The 26,981-nt window shown below is 47.2% G+C and carries 23 protein-coding genes, 1 riboswitch and 1 other annotated feature; of the genes, 6 read left to right on the plus strand and 17 right to left on the minus strand.

Going from position 1 to position 26,981, the window contains the following annotated elements; genetic code table 11:
• Positions 1-10 precede the first annotated feature (10 nt).
• The gene (gene budA, locus P401_RS0110295) at positions 11-724 is read left to right on the plus strand and encodes an acetolactate decarboxylase (protein WP_034786078.1); all 714 of its coding nucleotides are present in this window, start codon (positions 11-13) and stop codon (positions 722-724) included.
• 41 nt (positions 725-765) lie between these two features.
• Here budA and P401_RS0110300 read toward each other — a convergent pair whose 3' ends face one another.
• The 6 genes from P401_RS0110300 to pepV are packed head-to-tail and all read right to left on the minus strand — an operon-like array spanning position 766 to position 7,803.
• Positions 766-1,566, minus strand: a complete 801-nt coding sequence (locus P401_RS0110300; RefSeq protein WP_029342373.1) for a phosphotransferase family protein — start codon at positions 1,564-1,566, stop codon at positions 766-768.
• A 51-nt stretch (positions 1,567-1,617) separates the two neighbouring features.
• Entirely contained in the window at positions 1,618-3,759 is a 2,142-nt protein-coding gene (gene pulA, locus P401_RS0110305; RefSeq protein ID WP_029342374.1) for a type I pullulanase, read from the minus strand.
• A gap of 34 nt (positions 3,760-3,793) precedes the next feature.
• A complete protein-coding gene (locus P401_RS0110310; RefSeq protein ID WP_231925647.1) occupies positions 3,794-4,669 on the minus strand; it encodes a hypothetical protein in 876 nt (291 codons plus the stop codon).
• A gap of 1 nt (position 4,670) precedes the next feature.
• Positions 4,671-5,189 (minus strand): RNA 2',3'-cyclic phosphodiesterase, encoded by a 519-nt coding sequence (gene thpR, locus P401_RS0110315; protein WP_029342376.1) that lies wholly within the window; start codon positions 5,187-5,189, stop codon positions 4,671-4,673.
• Between the two features lie 8 nt (positions 5,190-5,197).
• Positions 5,198-6,346, minus strand: a complete 1,149-nt coding sequence (locus P401_RS0110320; protein WP_029342377.1) for an MFS transporter — start codon at positions 6,344-6,346, stop codon at positions 5,198-5,200.
• A 59-nt stretch (positions 6,347-6,405) separates the two neighbouring features.
• Positions 6,406-7,803 carry a dipeptidase PepV gene (gene pepV, locus P401_RS0110325; RefSeq protein WP_029342378.1) on the minus strand — a complete coding sequence of 466 codons (1,398 nt, stop codon included), beginning with the start codon at positions 7,801-7,803 and terminating at the stop codon, positions 6,406-6,408.
• A gap of 321 nt (positions 7,804-8,124) precedes the next feature.
• On the opposite strand from pepV, the gene P401_RS0110330 reads away from it, so the two are divergent.
• Entirely contained in the window at positions 8,125-8,343 is a 219-nt protein-coding gene (locus tag P401_RS0110330) for a DeoR family transcriptional regulator (protein ID WP_023469095.1), read from the plus strand.
• Between the two features lie 108 nt (positions 8,344-8,451).
• Positions 8,452-9,084, plus strand: coding sequence for an SDR family oxidoreductase (locus tag P401_RS0110335; protein WP_029342379.1), 633 nt, complete (start codon positions 8,452-8,454; stop codon positions 9,082-9,084).
• Positions 9,085-9,142: 58 nt separating this feature from the next.
• Here the strand turns inward: P401_RS0110335 and P401_RS0110340 are convergent, their stop codons facing one another.
• The gene (locus P401_RS0110340; RefSeq protein WP_029342380.1) at positions 9,143-9,862 is read right to left on the minus strand and encodes a pseudouridine synthase; all 720 of its coding nucleotides are present in this window, start codon (positions 9,860-9,862) and stop codon (positions 9,143-9,145) included.
• A complete protein-coding gene (locus P401_RS0110345; protein ID WP_034786079.1) occupies positions 9,849-11,513 on the minus strand; it encodes a putative polysaccharide biosynthesis protein in 1,665 nt (554 codons plus the stop codon). Before P401_RS0110345 ends, P401_RS0110340 begins: the two co-directional genes overlap by 14 nt.
• A 192-nt stretch (positions 11,514-11,705) precedes the next feature.
• Between P401_RS0110345 and P401_RS0110350 the strand changes: the two genes are divergently transcribed.
• Positions 11,706-12,977 (plus strand): BaiN/RdsA family NAD(P)/FAD-dependent oxidoreductase, encoded by a 1,272-nt coding sequence (locus P401_RS0110350; protein ID WP_029342382.1) that lies wholly within the window; start codon positions 11,706-11,708, stop codon positions 12,975-12,977.
• Positions 12,978-13,036: 59 nt separating this feature from the next.
• Here P401_RS0110350 and P401_RS0110355 read toward each other — a convergent pair whose 3' ends face one another.
• The 5 genes from P401_RS0110355 to P401_RS17740 all read right to left on the minus strand — a co-directional run bounded on the left by P401_RS0110355 (position 13,037) and on the right by P401_RS17740 (position 19,875).
• On the minus strand, positions 13,037-14,014 hold the full coding sequence (locus P401_RS0110355) for a hypothetical protein (RefSeq protein ID WP_029342383.1): 978 nt from the start codon (positions 14,012-14,014) through the stop codon (positions 13,037-13,039).
• Positions 14,015-14,145: 131 nt separating this feature from the next.
• Positions 14,146-16,551, minus strand: a complete 2,406-nt coding sequence (leuS, locus tag P401_RS0110360) for a leucine--tRNA ligase (RefSeq protein WP_029342384.1) — start codon at positions 16,549-16,551, stop codon at positions 14,146-14,148.
• A gap of 46 nt (positions 16,552-16,597) precedes the next feature.
• Positions 16,598-16,820, minus strand: a binding site (T-box leader).
• A gap of 38 nt (positions 16,821-16,858) precedes the next feature.
• On the minus strand, positions 16,859-17,503 hold the full coding sequence (locus P401_RS0110365) for an HAD family hydrolase (protein WP_029342385.1): 645 nt from the start codon (positions 17,501-17,503) through the stop codon (positions 16,859-16,861).
• Positions 17,504-17,597: 94 nt separating this feature from the next.
• The gene (locus P401_RS0110370; RefSeq protein WP_029342386.1) at positions 17,598-18,632 is read right to left on the minus strand and encodes a peptidoglycan bridge formation glycyltransferase FemA/FemB family protein; all 1,035 of its coding nucleotides are present in this window, start codon (positions 18,630-18,632) and stop codon (positions 17,598-17,600) included.
• A 184-nt stretch (positions 18,633-18,816) separates the two neighbouring features.
• Positions 18,817-19,875 carry an MFS transporter gene (locus tag P401_RS17740; protein ID WP_236627111.1) on the minus strand — a complete coding sequence of 353 codons (1,059 nt, stop codon included), beginning with the start codon at positions 19,873-19,875 and terminating at the stop codon, positions 18,817-18,819.
• Positions 19,876-20,149: 274 nt separating this feature from the next.
• Between P401_RS17740 and mnmM the strand changes: the two genes are divergently transcribed.
• Positions 20,150-20,749 (plus strand): tRNA 5-(aminomethyl)-2-thiouridylate-methyltransferase MnmM, encoded by a 600-nt coding sequence (gene mnmM / locus P401_RS0110380; protein ID WP_256375409.1) that lies wholly within the window; start codon positions 20,150-20,152, stop codon positions 20,747-20,749.
• 50 nt (positions 20,750-20,799) lie between these two features.
• On the opposite strand, the gene P401_RS0110385 is transcribed toward mnmM, so the two are convergent.
• The 3 genes from P401_RS0110385 to metK form a co-directional block, all read right to left on the minus strand.
• Entirely contained in the window at positions 20,800-21,504 is a 705-nt protein-coding gene (locus tag P401_RS0110385; RefSeq protein ID WP_029342388.1) for an alpha/beta fold hydrolase, read from the minus strand.
• Positions 21,505-21,582: 78 nt separating this feature from the next.
• The gene (locus tag P401_RS0110390; RefSeq protein ID WP_029342389.1) at positions 21,583-22,071 is read right to left on the minus strand and encodes a GNAT family N-acetyltransferase; all 489 of its coding nucleotides are present in this window, start codon (positions 22,069-22,071) and stop codon (positions 21,583-21,585) included.
• A 138-nt stretch (positions 22,072-22,209) separates the two neighbouring features.
• On the minus strand, positions 22,210-23,418 hold the full coding sequence (gene metK / locus P401_RS0110395) for a methionine adenosyltransferase (protein WP_023469108.1): 1,209 nt from the start codon (positions 23,416-23,418) through the stop codon (positions 22,210-22,212).
• Positions 23,419-23,546: 128 nt separating this feature from the next.
• Positions 23,547-23,673: riboswitch (SAM riboswitch) on the minus strand.
• Positions 23,674-23,907: 234 nt separating this feature from the next.
• Here metK and pckA point away from each other — a divergent pair.
• Positions 23,908-25,476 carry a phosphoenolpyruvate carboxykinase (ATP) gene (gene pckA / locus P401_RS0110400; protein ID WP_029342390.1) on the plus strand — a complete coding sequence of 523 codons (1,569 nt, stop codon included), beginning with the start codon at positions 23,908-23,910 and terminating at the stop codon, positions 25,474-25,476.
• A 123-nt stretch (positions 25,477-25,599) separates the two neighbouring features.
• Here the strand turns inward: pckA and P401_RS0110405 are convergent, their stop codons facing one another.
• Entirely contained in the window at positions 25,600-26,856 is a 1,257-nt protein-coding gene (locus tag P401_RS0110405; RefSeq protein WP_029342391.1) for an EAL and HDOD domain-containing protein, read from the minus strand.
• Between the last annotated feature and the right edge of the window lie 125 nt (positions 26,857-26,981).

The raw sequence follows: 26,981 nt of genomic DNA on the forward strand, positions 1-26,981 counted from the left end.
GAGGATTCACATGGCACACGATAAAACACTCGTCCAGATTTCAACGATGATGGCACTGCTTGACGGCGTATTCGAGAGTGAAGTGACGTACGCTTCCGTCCTTGATCAACGTGATTTCGGTATCGGAACGTTTGACCACTTAGACGGTGAGATGATTGGATTCGATGGACAGTTCTATCAACTCCGCTCAGATGGTAGCGCTCGACCGCTTCAACCCGAGACGACGACCCCTTTCGCGACATTAACCCGTTTCGAGCCGGAACAAACCTTGACCGTGACGGAAGAGATGTCAAAAGCGACGTTTGAGCACTGGCTGAACGAACAACTCCCTACGATCAATAGCTTTTATGCTATCCGGATTGATGGAACGTTCACGGAGGTTCAGACACGCACCGTTGCGCGTCAGGAGAAGCCGTTCGTTCCGATTACGGAAGCTGTCGCTTCTCAAAGTGCTCGTACGTTCGAGCACACGGAAGGAACGCTTGCCGGATACTATACACCACGATTCGGTCACGGGATCGCCGTCGCCGGATATCATCTTCATTTCATCGATGCTGCCCGCGAAGGTGGTGGTCACGTCTTTGACTACACAGTCAAGAACGTCACCGTCACATTCGAAGAAAAGCCGCAACTTGATTTACGTCTACCGACGACAGAGGCTTATCGATCGGCAGATCTCGAAAGTCACGATATTGAAAAAGAAATTAAAATCGCAGAAGGTTAAGCAAAAAAAGCGTGTCGTTCCCTTTCGGAATGACACGCTTTTTAGTCGTTTGAGTATTCAAGTAGCTGTTCAAGAAAATGATAACTGTCGTCGACATCTGGATGACGCGTATCTTCATACCAGTAGAGTGATAATACCGCTTGCGCTACGACATACCAGTGCATGCGTCGCTTCAAATCACTCGTCAATGGATGTCCATAATGTTCAAACCATTCTGGCCAAGCTGCTTCGTCGACATAACTGTATAACATCATTCCAAGATCGTACGCACGGTCAGCAATGATCGCATCATCCCAATCGTTCAGGTAGAGTTGACCGTCTGCTCCCGTCAACCAGTTATTGTGGTTCAAATCTGAATGACAAACGACCTGCTCATCCGTTCTTACCTGCTCCAGATTTTGTTCGAGGTAAACCATCGCATGTTCCACGAGCTCCGGATCCTCTAAATCATCCGGTTGGAAGTACAAACGACATTGTCGCAATAACTCATCAGGTTCAATCGGGCGCTGATCAAGCTGTTGTAGCATGAACAGTAATTCCTTCGAATCATGGATTTTCCCAAGCAAACGTGCTACTTCAGGGCGTTCCATCATTTCGGGCTCTAACTCGTTCCCTTCAATGAACTGTTGGGCGCTGATGACGTCCCCACTATAAATCCGTTTCGTCCATAATAACTTCGGAACGATTCCGTCTGCGGATAAAATCGCCAAAAACGGCGATGAATTTCGTTTTAAGAACAACTTCGATTGTCCGGTTGAAGCGATGTACGCTTCTCCTGTGATTCCACCTGCTGGCGTAAGGGTCCAGCCTTCGCCAAGCGCATCTAAAATATCTAATTCCATTATAATCCACTCAACTTTTTTAGTAGATTTGCCTAAGGCACAATGCTTATCTTAACACGTTGCAATCGTCGTTGACAACGGAAGGACCTGAATCCTGTCGACACCTTTTAGAAGCGGGTCGACCGAGGCCTCATCCCCTTGTACATGCACATTCCAGCGCGAATGATCCAGTCCGACTTCAACGATTTCGCGCGTCGTATTGTAAACGATGAGCGTGCGTTGCCATGCATCATACGAGTGGACCGCTCCAAGTTCATAAGCGATGACACCCGGACGTAAGTCGATGAAATGAAGCAACTCGCGAATCTGATTCGCTCGGTGCAATCGGAATCCGCCATGCATTCTACGAATCTGCAAAATCGTCTTGATGTAGGTTACAAGGGACAGATGATCATCCCGCCGTTCCCAGTCCATTCGATTGATCTCGTCTGGTGCGTTATAGCTGTTTTCAACACCTTGTTTTGTGCGCAAAAACTCTTGACCTGCGTGAAGAAACGGAATCCCTTGCGCAAACAAGGCAATCGTCTGAGCTAGGCGACTCATTCGCAATAATTGCAGTTCATCCGCCCCTGGACAAGATAACTTTAATTTATCGTATAACGTATGATTATCGTGCGCCTCGACGTAATTGATGGAATAAGTAGGTTCCGGAAAACGTCCGTACGTTTGATTGTCGATGTGGATACTTCCCGCAATTCCGTTTCGGACCTCCCCTTCCTTCCAGCCATCTCCCGCAACGAATCCTCGGTCGAACTCACTGAACGTCGATCCTTTTAACGCGTCACGGAACACATCATTAAAATGGGCGATCCGCGGCATTTGCGCAGCAGAGGCACTCATCGCCTTTAATCGTTCCGGTAACGCTGTCGCAAGATCCCATCCTTCTCCATACACCAGAATCGTTGGATCAATCGCATCGAGCGCCGAACGAACATCATTCATCGTCTCAATGTCATGAATCCCCATCAAATCAAATCGAAAGGCATCAATACGGTAGACACGAGCAAAGTACGTCAAACAGTCAACGATGAGGCGGCGCATCATGAATCGCTCGGATGCGGTATCATTTCCGACACCCGTTCCGTTCGATAGTGTCCCGTCTACTTCGTAGCGGAAATAATAACCAGGGACAAGCTGTTCGAGAGAGGAGCGTTCTCGAATGAAGACGTGATTCATGACGACATCGAATGTGACACGAATGCCTGCTTCATGGAGCCGCTCTACCATTTCCGCGTACTCTCTGACGCGAACGAGTGGTTCAACCGAACTCGCATAACTCCCAGCTAACCCGAACCAAAGCATTGGGTCGTATCCCCAGTTATACGGAGACCGCGTTCGTTCATCGGTCGTCTCAAAAAAGTGGACTGGTAGCAATTGCAGATGGGTGATCCCGAGATCCAGGAGATAATCAAGTCCCGTCGCATGACCTCGAGGAGAGCACGTCCCTCGTTCCGTCATCCCTGCGTATTGACCTGGATGACTTGAACCAGCTGAGTGATCGATCGTGAAATCACGAATATTCGCTTCGTAGATGACAGCGTCTGACGGTTTGACGAACAGAGGACGCGCGACGCGCTTCGGGAACCACTTGGAAATCGTCCGTTCGACGTCAACGATGACGCCGTATCGACCATTCTCCGATATCGCACTAGCGTACGGATCAACGACCTCCTGTGTGCCAAGGTATGTCGTCACTTCATACCGATACCAGCACTCTGCGATATCTTGTTCCAGGTGAAGATGATAGGCACCTTGCTCTTGTCGCTCCATTTCGTGCTTTCCGAGCAATCGTTCATCTTGATCGTACACGACACACATGATCCGTTCTGCGACCGGTGACCAAACAGCAAAGTGAAATGCGCCCTCTTCTTCCCAGACGCCGAGTTTCCCTTCGTAGCGGTACTTGCGCTCGAATGCTTCCGTTCGAACTAACCGATCGGGAACGACGCGGATCGATCTCCCTGCTCCGAATACCTCATATCGGCATTCTAGCTCGACCGGTTCCAGAACCGTCAATTCATAAATCACCAATTGTTCCTCACGGTGTGTCTCGACTTGCTGGATCGCAAGTGATTGTCCATCACATTCAAGCGACCAGTGGATTGACGGATTGCCTTCGACCTCGACCCGGATGCTTTGGAACGATAAGAACTCCGCCCGGATCACTGGTATCGCTACTTCTTGGTTCGTCATCTCTTTCGCAACGACAATGCCGTCGCTCCCTCCCTTACTCTTGGATTCGAGACTGTCCCTCACTTTGAATCGCCATGTGAAACGGAATCGATACCGTCTCTTTTAGGATCTTTTCACATACTCGCATCTGAAATGCCTTTGTATGTGTCGCATTCGCATTCATCCGTTGCACCCAATTCGGAAAATCGACTTTATTGACATAAGTCGTCGTCGTTTCTTTTGGAATTTGATCAAAATAACCTGAAGGGGCGAGGATGACTCGTTCAATGGGCAAGACGTAATCTCGTCCGAGTACGACCCGTAAAATATCTTCTGTCCGCTTTAAACCGATGTTCGGATTCAAAATTTGTTTTGCAGAAGCCTTGAACGGCTGCTCCCGCCATAACTTATCTCGCCGTATATGATAGATACTTTCGTCACCATCGAGCCATTCCATGATATAGATCGCGGACGGACCGACGACGAACGGACTCAACTCGACTTCTCCGACTTGATATTGGATGACCGCTCGATAAAACATCGCATATTGTTCATTTAATAGATGCAACATCTGGTAGAAGTCTAAATGACGTTTCAATGGAATTCGCCAAATGTCCTCCTCCCCTGCTCCGCCAGTGACGTTCAAGAGTTTTTGTAATTCGAGACGTTTTTTGTACCATTTATCAAACGCTCTTCGAGATAATTGCTTCCCTGGAAGTTGAATGACTTCACTTTTTTTCATCACTTGCCACCACTTCTTCGGACGGATGAGCGTCTCTCCTGGAAACAACTCTCCTGCCTCCCATCTGCGATAGACATGGGCATAATCAAGTGCCTGGTGTTCACCGAATCGTTTCGTCATCTCTAGCGGATTTTTTTCAAATCGACTATCTAAGTCATATAGTTTCATCAAAATTGCGATGGGGATCACCTCATTCCTCTTCACCTAGATGAATCCGGTAAACCGGCTCATATCGCGGTGAAACCTCTGGTCGTACTTCAAATAGAACGAGTTCACGAACAGTCCACTCTACTGATCGGATCGGACTCGTCTTCCATTCGGCTGCCTCTGTGCGCCATTTTTTCGCGATCGTGACATGCGGAACGAATGGTCTGGTCGAATTCGGATCAATCTGTTCCACTAGTTGAAACAATTCCTTCGATTCTGTTCCAAATCCTACGACGCGTGGTCGTTCACCCCGACCAAACGTAATCAAACGATCGAATCGCAGCACGAAGGGTTCCATCGTACGTGCGATCTGCTGTAACTGCTGTTTCCACGACTGCTGTTCTTTTTCCTCTAATGGACCGAAAAAACGAAGTGTTAGATGGTACTCTTCTAACGTATAGACATTACGAAAGTACTCTGGTAGCGATAACCGTTCAGCAAGATTTGCCAAATCTTTAGAAGGGATCGGCAAAGCAATGAAAAAGTGTTGTTCTTGTCTCATCGTCGCGTTCACTCCTTCATACGACCACTAATACCATACAGAATCGCGCCTAGGATACTACTACTTGTATATACCCAAAAGACGGTATAGATTGTACTCTCCTCGAGTACAAAACCACTCATCAGATTAAACAACGCTGTCGCGAGTCCCGTCGTCATTGCCATATATGTACTGACGGCTGTTGCGACCATCGTCTCTGGAACGAGCGATCGGACATAATCTAAGGCGACAGGGATCAACAGACCAACGATCATTCCTTGCATCGCAGATAATACCCATAGCATGACGATCGGAAGTTCTAAAGCAATCATCGCCGTCCGCGAAGCCGACAACAAGGAGACGAATACAAGAACCGGAATCGCTCCGAATCGTAATAACAGACGCGAGGCGATGCGCATGAACGGAATTTCGCACAGAACGGCGACAAAGAATAGTGTTCCGACGAGTGCCGTCGTCTCGCCACGAATCGTGACGTAGGTGCCAAAGTAATAATTGTTGGCGAAGATTGGTCCGAAGATTAAACTCCCCCCTGCTAGGAACAACAAGAAGCGTCGATTCGAGAAGAGCTGTTTTAGCGGTACTGGTTGCTGATGTGAAACATGGACGCTGCCTGCCTCTTCAATACCGATTAGCACAAGGAATCCAAGAACCCACGCTGCGCCAGTTGCATAAAAAATCAGATTTAGTCCGCCACCCTCAGTGATTTGCCCAAGAACGAAAACAGCTAAAGCGAACCCTGCTGAGCCAAAAAGACGTAAAGCACCATAATCCACCTTACGCTTTCGCGTGTACTCGATCGCTAATGTATCCACGAGCGGAATATGCGCGCACTGGAACAACGCCCAGACGCAAGAAATCAACAATAAAAGTAGATAAGCAGAAGTCAGTAAGTAACTGAGTGTAAAAATACCGGCAGCAAGCATCGCGACGAGTAAGAGTCGTTTCGGCTTCCCGAGGCGATCCGCCGCGATTCCCCAGACAGGTTGTAGGAAAATGGAGAGAATCGGTCCAATCGCAACGATCGTTCCAATCTCTGAAGCCGACAGTCCGAACGCGTCGTTTGAGAAATAAAGCGCGAGATACGGAATGAGCGCTCCTTGTCCAAAGAAAATAAAGAAATATAAGGCTTGGAAATGATAGGTTTGACGATTTTTCACACGGAACTTCCTTTCAAGAAGCAATCCCCCCATCTTTACGATGCGGGGATCATCAATCATTATTTTGCGAGCTCATAAATCGCTTCTGCATAGATTGCGACAGCAAGCAATAGTTCATCAAAATCAACATATTCATCGACTTGGTGGGCAACTTCAGGACCACCCGGGAAGACTGGACCAAAAGCAACTCCCGCCGTCAACGAACGCGCATATGTGCCGCCACCAATCGCTATCAGATCAGCTGATTGGTTCGTGTGACGCTCATAAACGGCACTTAGCGTCTTGATCAATTCATGGTTTGGATCGACATGGTGCGGTGTCATATGCGTCCGCGTCTGCAATTCAAAACCATATCCTGCCGCGGCTTCCTTAATGATTTGCAGACGTTCCGTGAAGTCTGCCGTATACGGGTAACGGATGTTAATCGACGCCGTTCCTTGTTCTTCAGCATAGCGGAAAACGCCACCGTTGATCGTCAAGTCACCTGTTTCATCCGAAGCAGCGACACCAATTGCTACACCGCGAGAATCCCGGAACATATGCGTCACGAGTTGAATGTAACGACGACCGTTATAATCCAAGTGAAGCGTATTGAGGAAACGCGCCAAATGTAAGGCAGCATTTTTACCGTTGTCCGGCTCCATCGCATGGGCTGCGACACCGTTGACATCAAGTACGAGACCTTCTGTTTCTTGCTTGACTGTTCCCGTCAAACCTTGTTCTTCAAGATAAGAATGGAAATCCGTTTCAAGCGTTCCTACTTCGACGACACGAAGAAGCGCTTGGGCATGACCTGGAACCATGTTTGGACGTTCGCCACCTTCAAAACGAACGAGATGGTAGCCTGTATCCGAGGCTTGCGCTGGTTTCCCTTGAATCAATAACCCATCATAGAGTCCTTTTTCCGCATTGATGATCGGGAAGTCGGCATCTGGTGCAAAACCGAGTGTTGGCATCTCTTCATGTTTGAAGTAATGATTGACACAACGCCATTCACTCTCCTCATCCCCTCCTGCAATCAGACGGATGCGCTTCGAGAGTGGTAAGCCAAGCTCTTTGACGATTTTCAGGGCATAATACGCTGCCATCGTCGGTCCTTTATCATCGATTGCTCCACGCGCATACAGTTTTCCATCTACAAGCGTCGGGTTGAATGGACCGTATGTCCAGTGATCGCCACCAGCTGGTACGACGTCTAAGTGACAAAGAATATCGAGTAACTCTTCCCCTTGACCATACTCCAAATGTCCTGCATACCCATCGACATTTTTTGACGTGAACCCATCGCGTTCCCCTGTCGCGAGCATCCAATCGAGGGCACGTTTGACTTCATGACCAAACGGTGCGCCCTCTTCGATCGTCGATTCGTCGAGTACACTCGGAATCCGTAATAGTTCTTTTAAATCTTCTAATAAGTCCTCGCGACGTGCGAGTACTTCCTCTTTCCAATTCACCATCTGATTTCGCTCCTTCATTACGGGTTTTGGATTCGTTTCCTATACACCTTCCTAGTATAGCGAATATTCGTTCAGATACGAACATCCAAATTCTGTTTTCTTTTTTATTTATTGAAATGACGAACATTAATCTTAAATAAAACCTGAATCATCGACTTTACAAACCATTTGAATATGTTTTTTATGAAAACGTTCGGTTAAATTACTTGCATTTTAATATCAAAACGTTATACTAAAGGCGAAACAACTGGATATTGCATTGTCTTTTGTCACCCGAAGCTTTAGAACACTATTCTATCCATTGGGGGAGTGGTTATACCAATGAAAGATTCTACAGACCGTATGTTGACCCGGATTAAATCGATTTATCTCTACATCCAAGAGAACGGAGCTACTACGACAGCAGAGTTGGTTGAAGAGTTTGGCATCACTTCAAGGACCGTCCAGCGGGATTTGAACGTGCTCGAATACAACAATCTCATTGTGAGCCCTCGACGCGGTACATGGACGTCGAGTAAGAAACAAAAGCAAGCGGGTTGATCCACTGTTTCACTATGTATATCTTTCGATGACGCGATTCTTCGCGTCTTTTTTTGTTATCTTTTTTAAAACGTGGGGTATAGCTATTGGGAGAAGGAGATGATAAGAATGAATATTTTAATCATTGGAGCAAACGGAACGACGGGACGCAAAATGGTCGAATTGATCGCTAAACAAGGAGATCACCAAGCGATCGCTGTCGTACGGGAAGAAAATCAAATCAATGATTTGATTGCACTCGGTGCATCTGAAGTCAGACTTGGGGATTTGACGAAGGATGTCAGTGGCGTCGTCAGTAACGCGGACGTCGTTATCTTTGCAGCGGGTGCTGGTGGCGCATCGGACGAATTGACACGTGCCGTCGATCAGGAAGGCGCGATTAAAGTCATCGATGCAGCAAAAGCCAACGGGATCAATCGTTTCCTAATGCTCAGTTCAGTCGGTACGGAAGAACCGAAAGGCGAACTAAAAGTATATCTCGAATCGAAAGCAGCAGCAGACGCTCACCTAAAAGAAAGCGGACTTGATTATACGATCGTCCGTCCTGGCCCACTCAGCTACGATGACCCGGTAGGTACTGTTGAAACGAAAGAGCATTTTGATTCATACGAAGATCGTAAGGTGCCTCGTGACGATGTGGCAGCGCTGTTCGTTCACTTGATTGATCATCCGACACAATCTCGTGTGTTCGAAGTACTCAGCGGTCCTTATCCGATCGCAGAAGCACTACGTAACCAATAATTGAATTCCACAATAAAAGGCGATGGAATGTACATTATTCCATCGCCTTTCGTTTTGCTTATTCAGGTTGCCAATCAAACAAGGATAATTCATCCGGCGTCAGTTCACGATAATCCCCGAGTACAAGTGTCGGATCAAGCTCCAAGCGACCAATCGAACGCCGTTTCAAGAATGTGACCTCTTTACCGAGGGCAAGCATCATCCGTTTGACTTGATGAAACTTCCCTTCCGTGATCGTCAATTCAAGCGTTGAATCTGTTTCTGTCGTCGATAAGATCACAAGTTTTCCTGGCTTTGCCTGATAACCGTCTTCTAAGGTGACGCCTGCCGCAATTGCCTCGACGTCCTCTTGCGTCAATACACCTGTCACTTCCGCGTAATACGTTTTTTCGACGTGTTTCTTCGGAGACATCAAAGCATGATTGAACGCTCCATCGTTTGTCAGTAACAATAAGCCTTCAGTATCCTTATCAAGTCGTCCGACCGGAAACGGTTTGAAATACGTCACGTCTTCAAACAACAGATCGATGACGGTCTCATCTCGTTTATCCTCTGTCGCACTAATGACACCCGGTGGTTTATTCATCATCAAGTAAATGTATTTTTGATACGTGACCGGTTCGCCGTACATCAGAACCTGTTGCGTCTCGACATCGACATGTTGTTTCGGATCGCGCACGATCTCACCATCGACTTGAATTGCCCCTGCCTTGAGCAAAAGTTTTACTTCTTTTCGGGAGCCTGCCCCCATGTTGGATATTAATTTATCTAGACGCATGACCTCGTCCTCGTTTCAATGAAATTTTCCGTCCTAATACGACTTCTGCTAAACCACTCCAAACCGAGAGTCCAGCGAAAATCACGATTCCAACTGCCGCACCAATGATCAGGATCAACAGAGATGCCCATGTCGTCTCTGGTAAGAAGGACACCATTCCCCACTTCACAAGCGCGACACCCGCCCCCATCAAAGCACTAATGATTAGAATCAATGATGTCCGGCGCAAGACGGTACTGAATGGGAACTTCACTGTTTGTGTGATCCGGAAGAACATCAATCCCGTCGCAACGAGATAACCGATGATCGTCGCATAACCAGCACCCGTTCCATCACCCGTCAAATGAATCAACGGCGCATTCAAGAGATACTTCGCAAGTAGTCCAGCAAGTGTTGCGATGATCGTGAAGTACTGACGGTTAATCCCTTGAAGGACGGCTGCCGTAACAGAATACAGGGCAAGGAATAAGGCACTCGGTGCATAGCTTAACAGATAGACCCATGCTGCTTGGTCTTTCGGGAAGAGCACATGGAACGTTTCTTCGCTTAAAAGAATCATTCCGACGACTGCCGGAATCGTCACGAAGAAAACAAGTTGATAAATCTGTGAGATTTGAGCCCGTACTTTCCGCATATCACCTTGCGTGAAGGAAGCTGTCAACAGTGGAGTTGCCGACAACGACAATCCTGTTGCGACCGATACCGGAATCAAGACGATCTTATGACTATCCGCAATCAGATAGGCAGTCGCGTTTCCAGCCGCTTCGAGCGTGTAGCCGATACTTTGTAAGGCGGCATTCATCGTATTCTGGTCGATGACTTGATAAAGGGGTGTCGAAAGACCGACCATGACGATTGGAATCGCATACGTCAATAATTCTTTATACAAATCCGTTAACGGGCGATCCGGCGAACGGACGGTTTGAGTAGCACGAAGTTCCTGCAAGCCGCTGGCACGTTTGCGGAAATAATAGATCAGAACCGCGACACTACCGATTGCGCCAATGAAGGCGCTGAACGTTGCAATCGTTGCGGCAAATGCTGCACCTGAATCAAATAAATAAATCGCAATGCTGACTCCTGCAAGCAAGAAGATGATCCGGACGATTTGTTCCAAGATTTGCGAAATCGCTGTTGGTCCCATCGATTGATACCCTTGGAAGTAGCCTCGGGTCATACTCATCGGTGGAATCAAGAGTAAAGCGAAACTTACGCCCCGAATCGTCATCGTGACAGCATCAACGTATGCTGCTGAATCGACGTCACCACCCGGAATGGCCCGGTGTGCTAAATACGGTGCGAGAAAGAATAAAGCAAGGAAGGAAACAATCCCGGTCAAGGACATGATTTTCAGACCAGACCGATATAATCGTTCACTCGTATCGTACTCACCTAGTGCATTGTATTTCGCGACGAATTTCGAGACGGCGACAGGAATCCCCGCTGTCGCGAGTCCAATCATGATCGCATAATAATTGTAGGCATAGGTATAGAACATGATGCCCGTCGCGCCGACCATGAACTGAAACGGAAAGAGATAAATCAAACCCAGTGCGCGGGAAATCAGTGACGCACCGGACAGGAGCATCGTTCCACGAACGAACCCTGAATTGCCGGAAGAAGTAGACTGCTTATTACTGACTGTGGACATGGTAACATCCCTCACGCTTTCTAATTTTTATACTCGACACTCTGATCGTGACTGTCTCATTATACAAGTTCTCTCGTACACAATTGCAAATCATTATACCGCTGTCTATCTTGAATTGAAAGAGACGGTTTGTTTACAGTCACAACTTCTGCTAAAGTGAAACAAGCAGAATTCTATGAATGAGGTGACCATATGTACGATGTAATCGTAATCGGAGGCGGACCGAGCGGCTTAATGGCGACGCTCGCCTCTTTACAGGCTGGAGCTCGGACGCTCCTGCTTGATAAAGGAAATAAATTAGGTCGGAAGCTTGCAATCTCAGGCGGCGGACGTTGTAACGTCACGAACCGAAAACCACTCGATGAGCTCGTCCAGTCGATTCCGGGAAACGGACGTTTTCTTTACAGCGCCTTCTCTCAATTCAACAATGAATCGATCATCGAACTCTTCGAAGGGTTTGGTGTCGCACTCAAAGAAGAAGACAACGGGCGGATGTTCCCTGTTTCGGATAAAGCCGCAGATGTCGTTCGTGTATTGATTGATCAAATTCGCGCGCATGGCGCTGAGATTCAAACAGACGCGCAAGTCGCTACGCTCGACTTCCATCCGGACGGGTCTTTTGCCGCTGTCCTCTTAGAGAACGGCATGCGCCTCGAAGCAAAGAGTTGTATCGTCGCGGTTGGCGGACAATCCGTTCCGCATACCGGTTCGACAGGCGACGGCTATCCGTGGGCTGAAAAAGCGGGTCATACGATCACGGAGCTCTTCCCGACCGAAGTCCCGATCTTATTAGGGGATACGTTCATTCACGAAAAAACATTACAAGGGCTGTCGTTGCGTGACGTCGCCTTAACGGTCCACGGTAAAAAGGACAAAGCAATCAAAACACATACGGGTGATCTACTCTTCACACACTTCGGTTTAAGCGGTCCGATTGCTTTACGCTGTAGCCAGTACACGATCAAGGAGCGCAAACGTTCGAAGGAGATGATCGTCCATCTATCAATCGATCTCTTCCCGGACGAATCACTCGGTGCGTTAACGGAACGCTTCCAAGCCGCACTTGCAGCCAATCCCAAGAAAACGGTGCGCAATGCCCTCCGCGGCTTCGTGCCGGAACGTCTGCTTGAACTTCTCTTTGCTCAAATCGGATTTGGCGATGAAGTCTGTACACAAGTCAAGAAACAGGACTGGACGGACTTCTTGCAAAAATTAAAACGATTCCCATTGAAAGCAACAGGAACGCTCGACTTTGATAAAGCTTTCGTCACGGGTGGTGGCGTCTCGATCAAAGAGATTGATCCAAAGACGATGATGTCGAAAAAAGCTGACCGGTTATTCTTTGCCGGAGAGATTCTTGATATCCATGGCTATACAGGTGGTTACAACATCACCGCTGCATTCGTGACGGGTCATTGCGCCGGTAGTCACGCTGCAGAGATGGCACGTGACTCTGTCTTTTAATATGAATAAGACCCGATTCTTCTGTTTAGCAGAGGAATCGGGTCTTATTGTGTCAGGATTTAATCGATCGGTGTAAACGATCGGCTTGAGAATTTATCCGTGACGACTAACGCAAACAACTCATTATCTTGCACGAAAATCCCCTTCGAACCATATACTTTCGGACTGGCTGTCTCGCCCGTGATCGTTTTGTCCTTTCGATCGATTGAATAGAGATAGAGGGCTTCTGAATCCAGTGTGTAGATCCGACCTTGTCGTTCAGCAAGACCAATCGGTCGGAACTCAGACTCGAACGATTTCTTCGCATCACTTCGCATCCCACTCGCCGCTTCGATCTTCTCCCGTTTGATGACTGACAGATAAGGTGGTTTCTGTTTTTTCTTCAACGCACGTTTTTTCTTTTCCGAGGCGTCAGGATCAATCTTGATCTTATCCTCTTTCATCGCAAAATAGGTCACCTCGACTCGTCCCAGTGCTCGAATATGATTAATCGTATAGAATTCTTTCTTCTTCGTATCATATCCAAGACCGTGGAAACTGTCCCGTATCGTCGTTCCTTGTACTTTTTCACGTTTCTCTTCGCTCCAGACACCATCTTTTCGCGTAATCGTGACCAGAATCTGATTCGACGTCAATAGCGCGACGGTCTCCCCGTCAACGAGGGTCATACCGTCAAGACCAGCGAGCAACAACTTTCCTTCTTCTAACTGGAAAGATGCATTGATGCGTTCTCCGGTTCCACTGATTTCAAAGAAACGATAATCGTCTGTGACGACGAGGTACGAACCAATGGAATCATCATATAACATTTGTTGGACATTTTTGATTAACGGCTCTTCTGGATTTGGAATAGCTGAAGGCGTTTTCGGTGGCACCTGTTTAACGGCTGCCTGATGCTTCGATTGCGTCTCGATTTTCGCGAACGTTTCCTGAATACGTGACAACGTCTCCGGCTTCGAGAAGACGAGCAGTATACAAAGGATCAACCCCGAAACGACAGCAAAAATCGTTGTATAGACTATATAAGATCGTTTCATTGATGGTACTCGCCTTTCTTTCTCGGTTTCTGATTCAGTGTAGCAGAAGGTCGTTCAAAAAAAAAGCGGACTTGCGACGGAAATGAAGAAACCCCTTCCATCCGCGTCAAGCGAATGAAAGGGGCTATGGCTTAGTTTGCCACGATATTGATTAATTTTTTCGGTACGACGATGACTTTACGAACTGTTTTGTCGCCGATCCATTCTTGTGTCTTTTCATCAGCGAAGGCAAGTGCTTCGATTTCTTCTTTTGTCGCATCGATGTTGATTTCGATTTTCGAGCGAACTTTTCCGTTCACTTGAATGACGAATTCCATCGTATCGCTGACCAGTTTCGATTCATCGAATGTTGGCCATGCCGCATACGTCAATGTCTCTTCAAATCCAAGTTGTTCCCAGAGTTCCTCACCAAGGTGCGGTGCGACTGGTGTTAACAATTGAATGAATCCACGAAGGAAGTGACGTGGAAGAACTGGTTGCTTATTTGCTTCGTTGACGAAGACCATGAGTTGCGAAATTCCGGTGTTGAACTGGATGTTCGCGAAGTCTTCTGTGACCTTCTTGACCGTCTGGTGGTACGTCCGTTCGAAGTCAGCATCGACTTCTGTGACGTCCTGAATGTCTGCTGTCCGTTCGAACAAGCGCCAGACGCGGTCGAGGAAACGACGCGCACCGTCAAGACCGTTTTCAGACCAGGCAACTGATGCATCGAGTGGTCCCATGAACATTTCATACAAGCGTAACGTATCCGCACCATGCGATTTGACGATTTCATCCGGATTGATGACGTTACCGCGTGATTTCGACATCTTCTCGTTGTTCTCTCCAAGAATCATCCCTTGGTTGTATAACTTCTGGAATGGTTCTTTTGTTGGTACGACGCCTGCATCATACAAGACTTTATGCCAGAAGCGCGCATACAACAAGTGAAGAACAGCATGTTCCGCTCCACCGATATAAATATCAACTGGAAGCCAGTATTTTAATTTTTCTGGATCCGCGATCGCCTCTTCATTATGTGGATCGATGAAACGAAGATAATACCAGCAACTTCCGCCCCATTGTGGCATCGTATTCGTCTCGCGACGCCCTTTCATTCCTGTTTCAGGATCCGTATAATCCAACCAGTCTTCCGCAAGCGCAAGTGGTGATTCGCCTGTACCAGACGGTTTGATTTCCGGAATGATCGGAAGTTCAAGCGGTAATTCCTCTTGGCTGAGCGTCTTCATCGAACCGTCTTCCATGTGAACAACTGGAATCGGTTCACCCCAATACCGTTGACGACTGAACAACCAGTCCCGGAGACGATACGTGATTTTCTTACGTCCGACTTGATTCGTTTCGAGTTCAGCAATCATCGTCTCGATTGCTTCTTGTTTTCCAAGACCATCAAGCATATGTGAGTTGACGTGTTCGCCCTCTCCTGTATAGGCTGCTTCATCAACGTTTCCACCCGCGACGACTTCAACGATTGGCAAGTCAAATTGTTTCGCGAATTCATGGTCACGCTCATCGTGTCCTGGAACAGCCATGATTGCACCCGTTCCATACGAAGCAAGGACATAATCAGCGATCCAGATTGGAAGGCGATCACCTGAGATTGGATTGACGGCAAAAGCACCCGTGAAGACGCCTGTTTTTTCCTTCGCTAAATCCGTCCGCTCGAGATCCGACTTTGTTTGGACTTGCGAAATGTACGTATCGACGGCTTCCTTGTGATCCGCTGTCGTGATGTCAGCTACGAATGGATGCTCCGGCGCAAGCACGAGGTACGTCGCACCAAAGATTGTGTCCGGACGTGTCGTAAAGACCGTGACTTGTTTTTTGTGTCCATCAATCGTGAAGTCGATTTCAGCACCTTCTGATTTTCCGATCCAGTTCCGTTGCATTTCTTTGACAGAATCCGGCCAATCAAGGTCATCGAGATCTTCAAGAAGACGATCTGCATATTCCGTGATCTTTAAGACCCATTGACGCATCGGGACACGCACGACCGGATGATTTCCGCGTTCAGATAATCCGTCGATGACTTCTTCATTCGCAAGAACGGTTCCAAGCGCTGGGCACCAGTTGACCGCGACTTCGTCCACGAACGCAAGTCCTTTTTCATACAACTTCGTAAAGATCCACTGTGTCCATTTGTAGTACTTCGGATCCGTCGTATTGATTTCACGATCCCAGTCATAGGAGAATCCAAGTTCTTTCAGCTGACGCTTGAACGTCTCGATGTTTTTTGCTGTGAATTCACGTGGGTCATTCCCTGTATCGAGGGCATATTGTTCTGCTGGTAACCCGAACGCATCCCATCCCATCGGGTGAAGGACGTTATATCCTTGCATCCGTTTCATCCGTGCGAGGATATCCGTTGCTGTGTAGCCTTCCGGGTGACCGACGTGGAGTCCGGCACCTGACGGATACGGGAACATATCAAGGGCATAAAACCCTTCTTTTTCTGGATCTTCTGTCGTGACGAAGGCGTTGTCTTGATCCCAACGCGCCTGCCATTTTGGTTCAATTTCGCGATGATTGTACGGCATGTCTTTTCCTCCTCTAATCTAAAAAAACCGGTCCTCCGCCCCTAGGAATAGGGACGAAAGACCGGTTTGGCTTCCGCGGTACCACCCACGTTGTCTGTCTATGACAGACCGCTTGATTCACGGATAACGGTGTGAAAGACCGGATTCGCTACTACGACTTCACGAATCGTGCTCCCTGACGAGTTCACGGTTGTTACCGACTGGTTCGCACCTTCCACCAGCTCTCTTAACGGCACCTTTCCCCTACTACTTCAGTTCCATGCATTTGACTATCTTTTCCTAGTGTAATCTGTTTCTTCCTCAAGCGTCAACGCTTCCGTAAAATTTCCTCGATTTCTGCATGCGATCGCGCCACATGATCCGCTTGTTCTAGACGTTGCGTCGGCATCCGGTCATCGAGAAGCGCAATCACTTCCATGCCTGCTGCTTTTGCGCCGATCATCCCGTTCGCAGCGTCTTCGATGACGAGACAATCTTCAGGTGCGTGTCCGATTCGTGATGCCGCAAGTCGAAAAATCGCAGGATCAGGCTTCGAACGTACGACTTCTTCCCCACTAACGTAATGCGTAATTGGAAGCTCATAATGACGGATGACGCGTTCGATTTTTTGAAGCGAACTTGAAGAGGCGATCCCGATATCATAACCAAGAGACGCCGCTTGTTCGATGACTTGTTTGACTCCCTCTTTTAAACCACATTCTTCTGGTTTTGCATGAATTTGAAACAAGCGATGTTCTTCCTCAAGTAACGCACTCGCTGTTTCTGGAAGGTCGTGTTGCGCGACAAGTTCTTCCCACATCTCATCTCCTGTTTTTCCCATGAACGTCGCATACTGAACCGGATCGAGCGGAATCGATAACGTTTTAAACATCTGCTGATGGACCTCAAAGTAGCGAATTTCACTATCTAAGATGACCCCATCCATATCAAAAATAAGACCTCGTTTTTTCAAGACACATCCCCCTTTATTGATCTATCATGATTTCAGCATATCAAAAAAACGACTACACAATGTAGTCGTTTCACCTTCTTCATTTACTTACTGTTTAACTTGTCGCCATTTGGACACTGGTTTGTCGGTAAGCCGGAAAATAATCCGAATCGGCATCTGACCCGTATCGTATACATAACTGATCGTATATGGCTGGTTGAAGAATCGATTTTCCTTGATGATACTCAAATAGTCGATATCCAGTATAGCGGCATTTACTCTCAAAGAGACTATCCCGTTCTTGATATCCACCCCCGAGATGTTGTTCGACGAGACCGTGTGCTTTCGCCTGAAGAATCGCTTCGTACTCGAGTCGCTGGTTCGGAAACACCTTCGCTTCATCCCGCTTACAACCAATCAAATGACCGTGGGCATATTCTTTTCCGAGCAATACGAAGTATCCACCAACAGGTTCTCCGTCGATTTCCGCAATCAGTAACAATGGCTCACAGAGGCGATTTGCTTCAAATAATTGCTCAAAATAATTCGCTGTAAAATAGTAATGAGCCGAAGCATTCTTCCGGTCCATCGTTTCATGATACAACGCTACAAAAACAGATAGGTCGTCTCGTGTTCCTGTTCTAACAGTTAAAGGAGAGGCAAGCGATTTGCGAATCATACTTCTCGTCTTCTTATGAAATGTTTGCAGGATGTCCTCTATTGAAGGGCGTAAATCGATACTCGTCGTATGACGGATGAAAGAGACTTTCGTCCAATCCCGCATGAAGCGTTCATTCCCCGTCAATGGATTAAAGCGAATCATTTCCGAGACGATCGCTTCTCGCTCTGCCCACCTTTCGAACAATAAGCGTGCATGCTGCATTTCAGTCGCAGTCAGTTGACCAATGATTTCCGGTCCACCGTAGCCATACGGCGTGATGAGATCTGAATAAGGTGTATCAAAAATCCGGCGCTTTAAAAAGGGATAAAATAGTGTTCCTGCATCACCTTCATAACGGAATAGCACCGCTTGCTCAGACGGTCTAGCATTGAGCGTGACGTATTGGTGACTGTAGAAGATATCAAGAGGCTGTTGCTGTACGTGTGTCGTCCAAGTTGCGGCATCTGTGATGAATTGACACCTTTCCATTCGTGCACCTCCAGTCAAAAAAGAAGCAACGTTCATATGACCTTTCTTTTCAAGTTCTTGCTTAGAAAGTACCCGTTTCTTTGCCGAAATATTCCATATTATTAAATATTTATTTTATGTTTTTAGAACGAACGACGTAACAAAAGTCAGCGAATCAAAGTGTCCGCTGTCTTACAGATGATGCTCATGATGTGATTTTAGGAATGGCACGAAGGAAGACGACGCCCGCTAACAGGATCAATCCAATCAATGTCAAGAAGACCGCTGACATACCAGATAAGTCGTAGATCAACCCTCCAACGGTCGGACTGATCATCCGCCCTGCTGAAGCAGCGATATTGACATACCCTTGGAATTCTCCTTCTTTCCCGATTGGCGCGAGTCTCGCCGCCATAGCAGGAACCGCTGGCCAGATGAACATCTCACCGACCGTCAGGATGATCATCGCGACGAGGAACATCTTGAAGCCACCTGCGAACGGAACGATCAGATAAGACAAGAGGAAGATTCCTGTACCTGTCATCAGTTGTCGCTTTAAGTCATCTCCAAACCAACGAAGAATTGGTGTTAGTAAAGGTTGCGCGAACACGATGAGTGCTCCGTTGATCGTCCAAAGAATCGAGTATTCGGAAATCGTGACACCGAGCGATTTCGTGTGTACAGCAAACGTTCCCTGCCATTGCACATAAACGAACCAAAGTAAGGCATAACCAATCGAGACGAGCAACATCGTCCGTGCCGCACCGCGTGCAAGGGGCGTGCGTGTCGTTTCGGTCTCTTCATGGGCCGCATGCATCCGCGCTGGTGCCTGAATCCAGGACAACCCGACGAACAAAATGATGGCAAAGGCGATATAGAGGACGAGATTGGCGATGAAGATGTACTGAATCGAAAAGGCAGCGATTTGACCACTGACAGCTGTCCCGAGCGCTACACCAACGTTTTGTGCGACATAGATCGCATTAAAGGCACGACGCCCGCCTTCAGGCCAAATGACACCCGTCATCGCGTAGATCGTCGGAAAAACCATCCCACCGACGAATCCAATCAATCCAAGCATCGCGACGTATCCGAGGTATGTCTGATGAAACAGCAACAAGCCGACGGAAGACAGGACAAGTCCGATGACACTGATGACGAGCGTCTTCTTGCCGCCGAGACGGTCAAACGCTTTTCCACCTAAGTAGTTTCCGACGATTGCTAAGGCCGAGTTGACGAACAACGCCATCCCTGCTTTCGTCATCGACTCTCCTAAATATTCATGTATATATAATGTATTAAACGGCCATAAAAAAAGAGGATCCCGTCGTATTGATGGCCATCGCAAGGACAAGGATCCAGACCGCTTTTGGTAATTTTGGCATACCTGTGGTCCTCCTATTTCATTCTCAACCTTGCCACTTTACGCAATCCGTCCCTTGTCTGTCAAGCCACTTCGCTTTTCGTCAACGAATCAAAAAATGATATAATGCAGAAAGAATCTTGCACATACTGAACCATTACTAGAAAAACAGACTATAGGAACAGGAGTCTATGCCATGTCACTTGCCCGTGTACTACCTTATACGAAACAATTACTCGAGTCCGTTATCGAGCCCGGAGACTGCGTCGTCGACATGACTGCCGGAAATGGACATGATACGCAGTTTTTAGCAGAATGCGTCGGTCCAGAAGGTCGAGTCCTTGCGTTCGATGTCCAGGCACAAGCCATCGAGGAATCGACGCGACGTCTCGACGAAGCCGGAATGTTAGCACGCGTCGACCTTTATCATGAAAGCCACATCCATGTCGGTGCCCGTCTTTCGGACGAACAACGTCCCGTTCGTGCCGGTGTCTTCAATCTCGGATATCTGCCTGGAAGCGACAAATCGATCACAACGACAGGTGAAGAGACGCTCGAAGCACTCGATGCCCTCCTCCCGGTCCTCGCTCCCGGCGGTCTTGTCGTCCTCGTCGTCTATCACGGTCACCTGGAAGGAAAACGAGAGCGCGACGCCGTCCTCGATTACGTGACAGCCCTTGATCAGCAAGATTACGCCGTTCTTCAGTACCGTTTCTTGAATCAACAAAATCATCCACCGTTCATCATCGCAATCGAGAAAAAAGTACGCGGATGATTGGACACAAAAAAGTGATGCCTTTTTTTAGAGGCATCACTTTTGTTATTTCATTCTTCAACAAGCTTAAAGAACAACATTAATTTTTCTGCAAACCGTGTGTTCAACCGTTCGAAACTAAAATGCGGAAATCCGTGTAGACGTTGTAAGTAAATCTGATCGCCCCCCATTTTCCGGCATACTTCAAGCGTCAACTTGACGTCTGCGAATTGATCGTCCGGTGCATAAAAACAAGCCAAGTTCACACGCGGCAGTTTTTTTCGTTCCTCGTCATGTACGACGATCTCTTCTTCGATTTCCCGGTACTGTGCATAGGTCGGTTCACCGATACGAACAGTATCTTCCGTACTTTGACCAAATGGTAACGTACCGAGTGGCACATCAGGTCGGAAACGATCGAACGCACTTGCGAAGACTTGTTTGACGCCTCCGAGTTGTTTCGAAGGGTGCCAATCAAATAACGGTGAAATGAACGACAGACTGGCGACAGGTAATTCATATTCTTGCAACAGACGATTGACGACAAGTGCGCCCATGCTACAGGCGACGATATGAATCGGTAACTTACGTTTTCCGGCTTCACGTAATGCTTCTTTTAACAGTTGACCATGTTCTTCAAACGAGATGCGACGTGGTGCGTCGACGAGTAACACTTCATACTCTCGTTCGAGTACCCGAATCAAAGCTTCACTCGGACGGGCACGCAGTTGTAACGGATAGACTAATACGATGATTCCTGTTGGTTGTTCAACCACAAACTCACCTCTTCACTTCATACTTCCTTTTCACGATACCTTATTTCAAGCGCAATCGAAACCGTCCCAAGACGGATTTCACGAGGCGACATGGCGAAGACGAATGACTGATTCTGCTTGACCAAAGACTTCTTCCGTCATCTCACTCAGTTCTTCAAAACCAAATGAGGTCAAGAACTGACGTGCTTTATAGTTACGTGCTTCCACGTAGACTTCGAGTGGGACGGCTCCTTGTCGTTCGAGTTCACGGATCAGACGTCGCCCGATACCATTTTGCTGATATTTCGGTAAGACGTACAGACGAACGATCTCCCACGTTCCCTCAACATCAACAGCATGAATGAAACCGACGATTTCCTCGTCGATGATTCCGACATAAAAATACTCTCCCCGTGCTTCTTCCGCCGTCCGGATCGCACGAACGACTTCTTCTTGCGGATACGCCTCCTGCACGAAATGCGCTTTCGAACGTTCGGAATAGATTTCTGCATACGTATCCAACCAAGATGTGACGGCAATGTCATGAATACGTCCTGCATCAGCTGGAATAGCTTCGCGTATTTCCATAATCGGAACCCCCCTTTGTATTCATACGAATCGACTCATGTACTTTTACCCTCTTCTAGAAAAAACATTCGTTTCCTGCAAAGTTCCCCGTAAACAAAAAAAGTCCGAAAACCCGCGTAGGGTTCTCGGACTTTTTGATTATGCGAAACGTTTTGCTTGTTCTTCAAGAACTGCTGCTTTATCTGTTTGCTCCCATGGAAGCTCAACATCTGTACGACCGAAGTGACCGTATGCAGCTGTTTGACGATAGATCGGACGACGGAGATCAAGCATGTTGATGATTCCAGCCGGACGAAGATCGAAGTTTTCAGCAACCAATTCGACGAGTTGCGCTTCAGGAAGTTTTCCTGTACCGAATGTATCAACCGCGATTGATACTGGGTGCGCGACACCGATTGCGTACGCAAGTTGAACTTCTGCTTTGTCTGCAAGACCTGCAGCAACGAGGTTCTTCGCGACGTAACGTGCTGCGTATGCAGCTGAACGGTCGACTTTCGTTGGATCTTTACCTGAGAATGCTCCACCGCCGTGGCGTGCGTATCCACCATACGTATCAACGATGATCTTACGACCAGTCAATCCAGCATCTCCTTGTGGTCCGCCGATAACGAAACGACCAGTTGGGTTGATGAAGAATTTCGTTGCTGCGTCGATGTATTCAGCCGGGATGACCGGTGTGATGACGTGTTCTTTCAAGTCAGCTTGGATTTGCTCAAGCGTGACTTCTTCTGCGTGTTGTGTCGAGATGACGATTGTATCGACACGAACCGGCTCGTTGTTCTCGTTGTATTCGACCGTGACTTGTGTTTTTCCGTCCGGACGAAGGTAGTCGAGTTGACCGTTTTTACGCACTTCTGCCAAACGGCGTGCGAGACGGTGTGAAAGCGAGATTGGAAGTGGCATGAGTTCTGGTGTTTCTTTCGTTGCGTAACCGAACATGAGACCTTGGTCTCCTGCACCGATAGCATCGATTTCTGCATCAGACATGCTACCTTCACGTGCTTCAAGCGCTTGGTCGACACCAAGAGCGATGTCTGCTGATTGCTCATCGATTGATGTCAATACAGCACACGTGTCCGCGTCGAAACCGTATTTCGCGCGTGTGTAACCAATTTCACGAATTGTCTCACGAACGACTTTTGGAATGTCGACGTAAGTGGATGTCGTGATCTCACCTGCAACGAGAACAAGACCTGTCGTGACAGAAGTTTCTGCCGCAACACGTGCGTTTGGATCCGCTGCGAGGATTGCATCAAGAATTGAATCCGAAATTTGGTCACAGATTTTATCTGGATGACCTTCAGTGACTGACTCCGACGTGAAAAGTCGGCGATTAAGGTTTGTCATGTATGACCCTCCCAAAAAAGAATTTGACGGTGTACTCATTTCCCCTAGTTGAGTGGGACGGTAAAATGAAAAAAACCTTTCCAAGTCCAAAAAATGGTCAGGGAAAGGTTGTGCGTTCTTCCTTTACCCTCTTATCGTTCGAAGTGTTTACTTCGCTTCAGGAGAGCACCTTTTCCCTCATTAATATGTGAATTAATGTAGGACGGTTGCCGGGTTTCTTCGGGCCTTGTTCCCTCCACCTGCTCAGAATAAGAGTATCCGTTACGAATTACATGATATAAAGTTGTAACTACTCTGTCAAGCAAGGTTTCAAATTCTAGTCGAAACTTTTTGAAAGAGATGTTAAACTGTTAATGCTGAAAGCGTTTCCAGATAAATAGAAATCAGCACCAGAAAATGATTGCTCTCTCTTTAGTATGTCATATATAATGAATGTGTCATACTAAATACGATGAGCCAAAACCAACGTAGGGGAAAGGTGGGGTCAGGATGCCGATGACGGTCCTGAATATCGAAGAACTACTCAAGAAAGAGCATGTGTTCAAACAACTATCTGTTGCTGAACTTGTCGAACATGCGATTCGAAACGAAGAAGGTGTCCTTGCTGAGAACGGCGCATTATCTGTAGAAACGGGGAAATTTACAGGTCGTTCACCAAAAGATAAGTTCATCGTCCGTGATTCTTCCTGCGAGTCTCACATTGATTGGGGTCACGTTAACCAACCAATGGATGGAGACAAATTTGAACAATTGTTGCAGAAGGTTCTTCGTTACATGAACGAAGCCGATCATCTCTACTACACAGAAGCTGCAGCAGGTGCAGATACGCACTTCACCCTTCCGGTCCGTGTGCTCACACAATACGCTTGGCATAATCTCTTTGCCAAACAACTCTTTTTACGCGAATATCCTGAAGTGGCTGCCTTTGAACCGTTCACGGTCGTCTACGCACCACATTTCAAGGCAGATCCTGCCGTTGACGGAACGAACTCTGAGACGTTCATCGCCATGTCGTTCGAACACCGAATCGTCTTGATTGGTGGAACGGAGTATGCGGGCGAAATCAAAAAATCAATCTTTTCCGTCATGAACTACCTCTTGCCACAAGAAAACGTTCTTTCAATGCACTGTTCGGCAAACGTCGGACACGAAGGTGACGTTGCCTTGTTCTTCGGTCTATCTGGGACTGGTAAGACCACCCTTTCCGCTGATGATAGCCGCCAATTGATTGGTGACGACGAACATGGTTGGTCACACGATGGTGTCTTCAACATCGAAGGAGGATGTTATGCGAAGACGGTTAACCTGTCACGTGAAAAAGAACCACAGATTTTTGACGCAATCCGCTTCGGAACGGTTCTTGAAAACGTCGTTCTTGATGAAACACGTCACCCTGATTACGATGACACATCGTTGACGGAAAATACGCGTGCTGCTTATCCGATTACAGCAATTGATAACATCGCTGTTCCATCACGCGCTGGTCACCCGAAGACGATCGTCTTCTTGACGGCTGATGCGTACGGTGTCTTGCCTCCGATCAGCAAGTTGACGAAAGAACAAGCGATGTATCACTTCCTATCAGGTTATACATCAAAACTCGCTGGAACAGAGCGTGGTGTAACGGAGCCGGAAGCAACGTTCTCAACGTGCTTCGGTTCACCATTCCTTCCACTCATGCCTGAAAAGTATGCGACGATGCTCGGCGAATTGATTGATCGTCATGGTGTCACCGTTTATCTCGTCAACACCGGCTGGACGGGTGGTGCTTACGGTACGGGTAGCCGCATGAAGCTATCCTACACCCGGACGATGGTCAATGCTGCCGTCAACGGTACACTTGCAACGATTCCAACAGAAGAACATCCGATTTTCGGACTTCATATGCCACTTGAAGTTCCAGGTGTTCCAAGCGAGTTACTCAATCCGGTACGCGTCTGGTCGAATCCGGACGAATACGACACACAAGCGCGTTCGCTTGCTGAGAAATTCCAACACAATTTCCTTCGCTTCGAAAGTGCGACAGATGCAATCAAGTCAGCTGGTCCACGCCTATGAAAAAGAGCCTTCGGGCTCTTTTTTTATGCTTAGAAATCGGTAAATCTCTTAAAAAATCAATTCATGATTAACAAAAAAAGAAGTGCACGTTTTTCTCAATCAAGAAAAACATGCACTTCACTTTTAGTCTAAAACAGAATCCGTTTTTTCTTGAAGATGTGTTTCTTTTTGCTTGAGCCACTCCTGACTTTCTGCTAGTAGCGCATAGGAACGAGTAAGCGAGACACCTAAACGTTGACTGAGCAGTTCGAACTGATCAAAATCACCGCGATCTGCACTGATTGCAAGCACTAAACAATCCCGAAACGGATGATCTTTTCCTTGTAGAACGACCTTTAGAGAATCTTCAATTGGCAGTTGGTCGATGATGTCGTCGATATCCACAGACAATAACGCATCAATATGTGATAACAGACCGATCATATAAGCACTCTCCGGCTTTAACGTACGCGTCTCTTTCGCAAACAACTCGCAAAGTTTTGCACAATGTAAGGAAGACCGGAGTAACTCATTTGACCATTCGTAAGGACTAGCAAGCTTCATCTCGCGTAAGACAATTAACGAAATCCAGCTTTTGAGTTGCGAGAAGCCTAGCAATGAGATGGCTTGACGAACAGAGCTGACCGTATTTCGTAATCCCATGCCCGGAGAATTGATCAGTTGCAGTACTTGAATGCTGATATACGGATTTGCTTCAATCTCATCAATGACTTCATCGTATTTTTCGTCCGTATCGAGCCATTTTAGCATCTTCAGCAATACCGGCAATTGAGGAGGGACAGCTTTTCCCTTCATCAACATTGGCTTAGCGTAAAAATAGCCTTGAAACCAGTCATATCCCATGTCAAGACAACGTGTATGATCCTCGTGTGTCTCCACTCGTTCGGCAAGCATCTTAATATGGGGATAATTACGCCGGACAATATGCAAGATCGCACTTTGCTCACGAGTGGGAATCGCTTCGATGTCGATTTTAATTAAATCAATTAGTGCGAATAATTCTGTTCCATGTTGACGAAGTAAATCCGTTACAAAATCATCGAGTGCTAGCGTAAAACCTGCTTCTTTCCAACTGTGCAACACAGATAACATCTCTGTATCGATGTCGACAGTTTCTAAAATTTCGATAACGAACCGACTTGGATCTAAATAGTGAATCAGATCACTTTTTAAGAGATCCGCCGTAAAGTTGACGAAAAGTTTTTTACCTTCAGCAACGTGCTCCACACCCATATGAACAAGTGTATTCGTTAATACATCCATTGTCGCTAGGTCACCGTCGAATACATTCATTTGTTTGACGGAACGATACAGCAACTCAAATGCATCAACTGCTCCGATTCGGTCAACGATGGGTTGACGTGCTAATAAGATATCCATCGTCCTCCATCCCCCTCTACATTACTCATATGGTTTTAATTATATCAAAATTTATTTTTTAGGAAGTTTATTGTTTTTTACAACGAATCAATATTCTTTTTTTCCCATTATGTATGTAAGTTCAA

Source organism: Exiguobacterium acetylicum DSM 20416 (assembly GCF_000702605.1).
In the GTDB taxonomy this organism is placed as follows: Bacteria; Bacillota; Bacilli; order Exiguobacteriales; family Exiguobacteriaceae; genus Exiguobacterium_A; species Exiguobacterium_A acetylicum.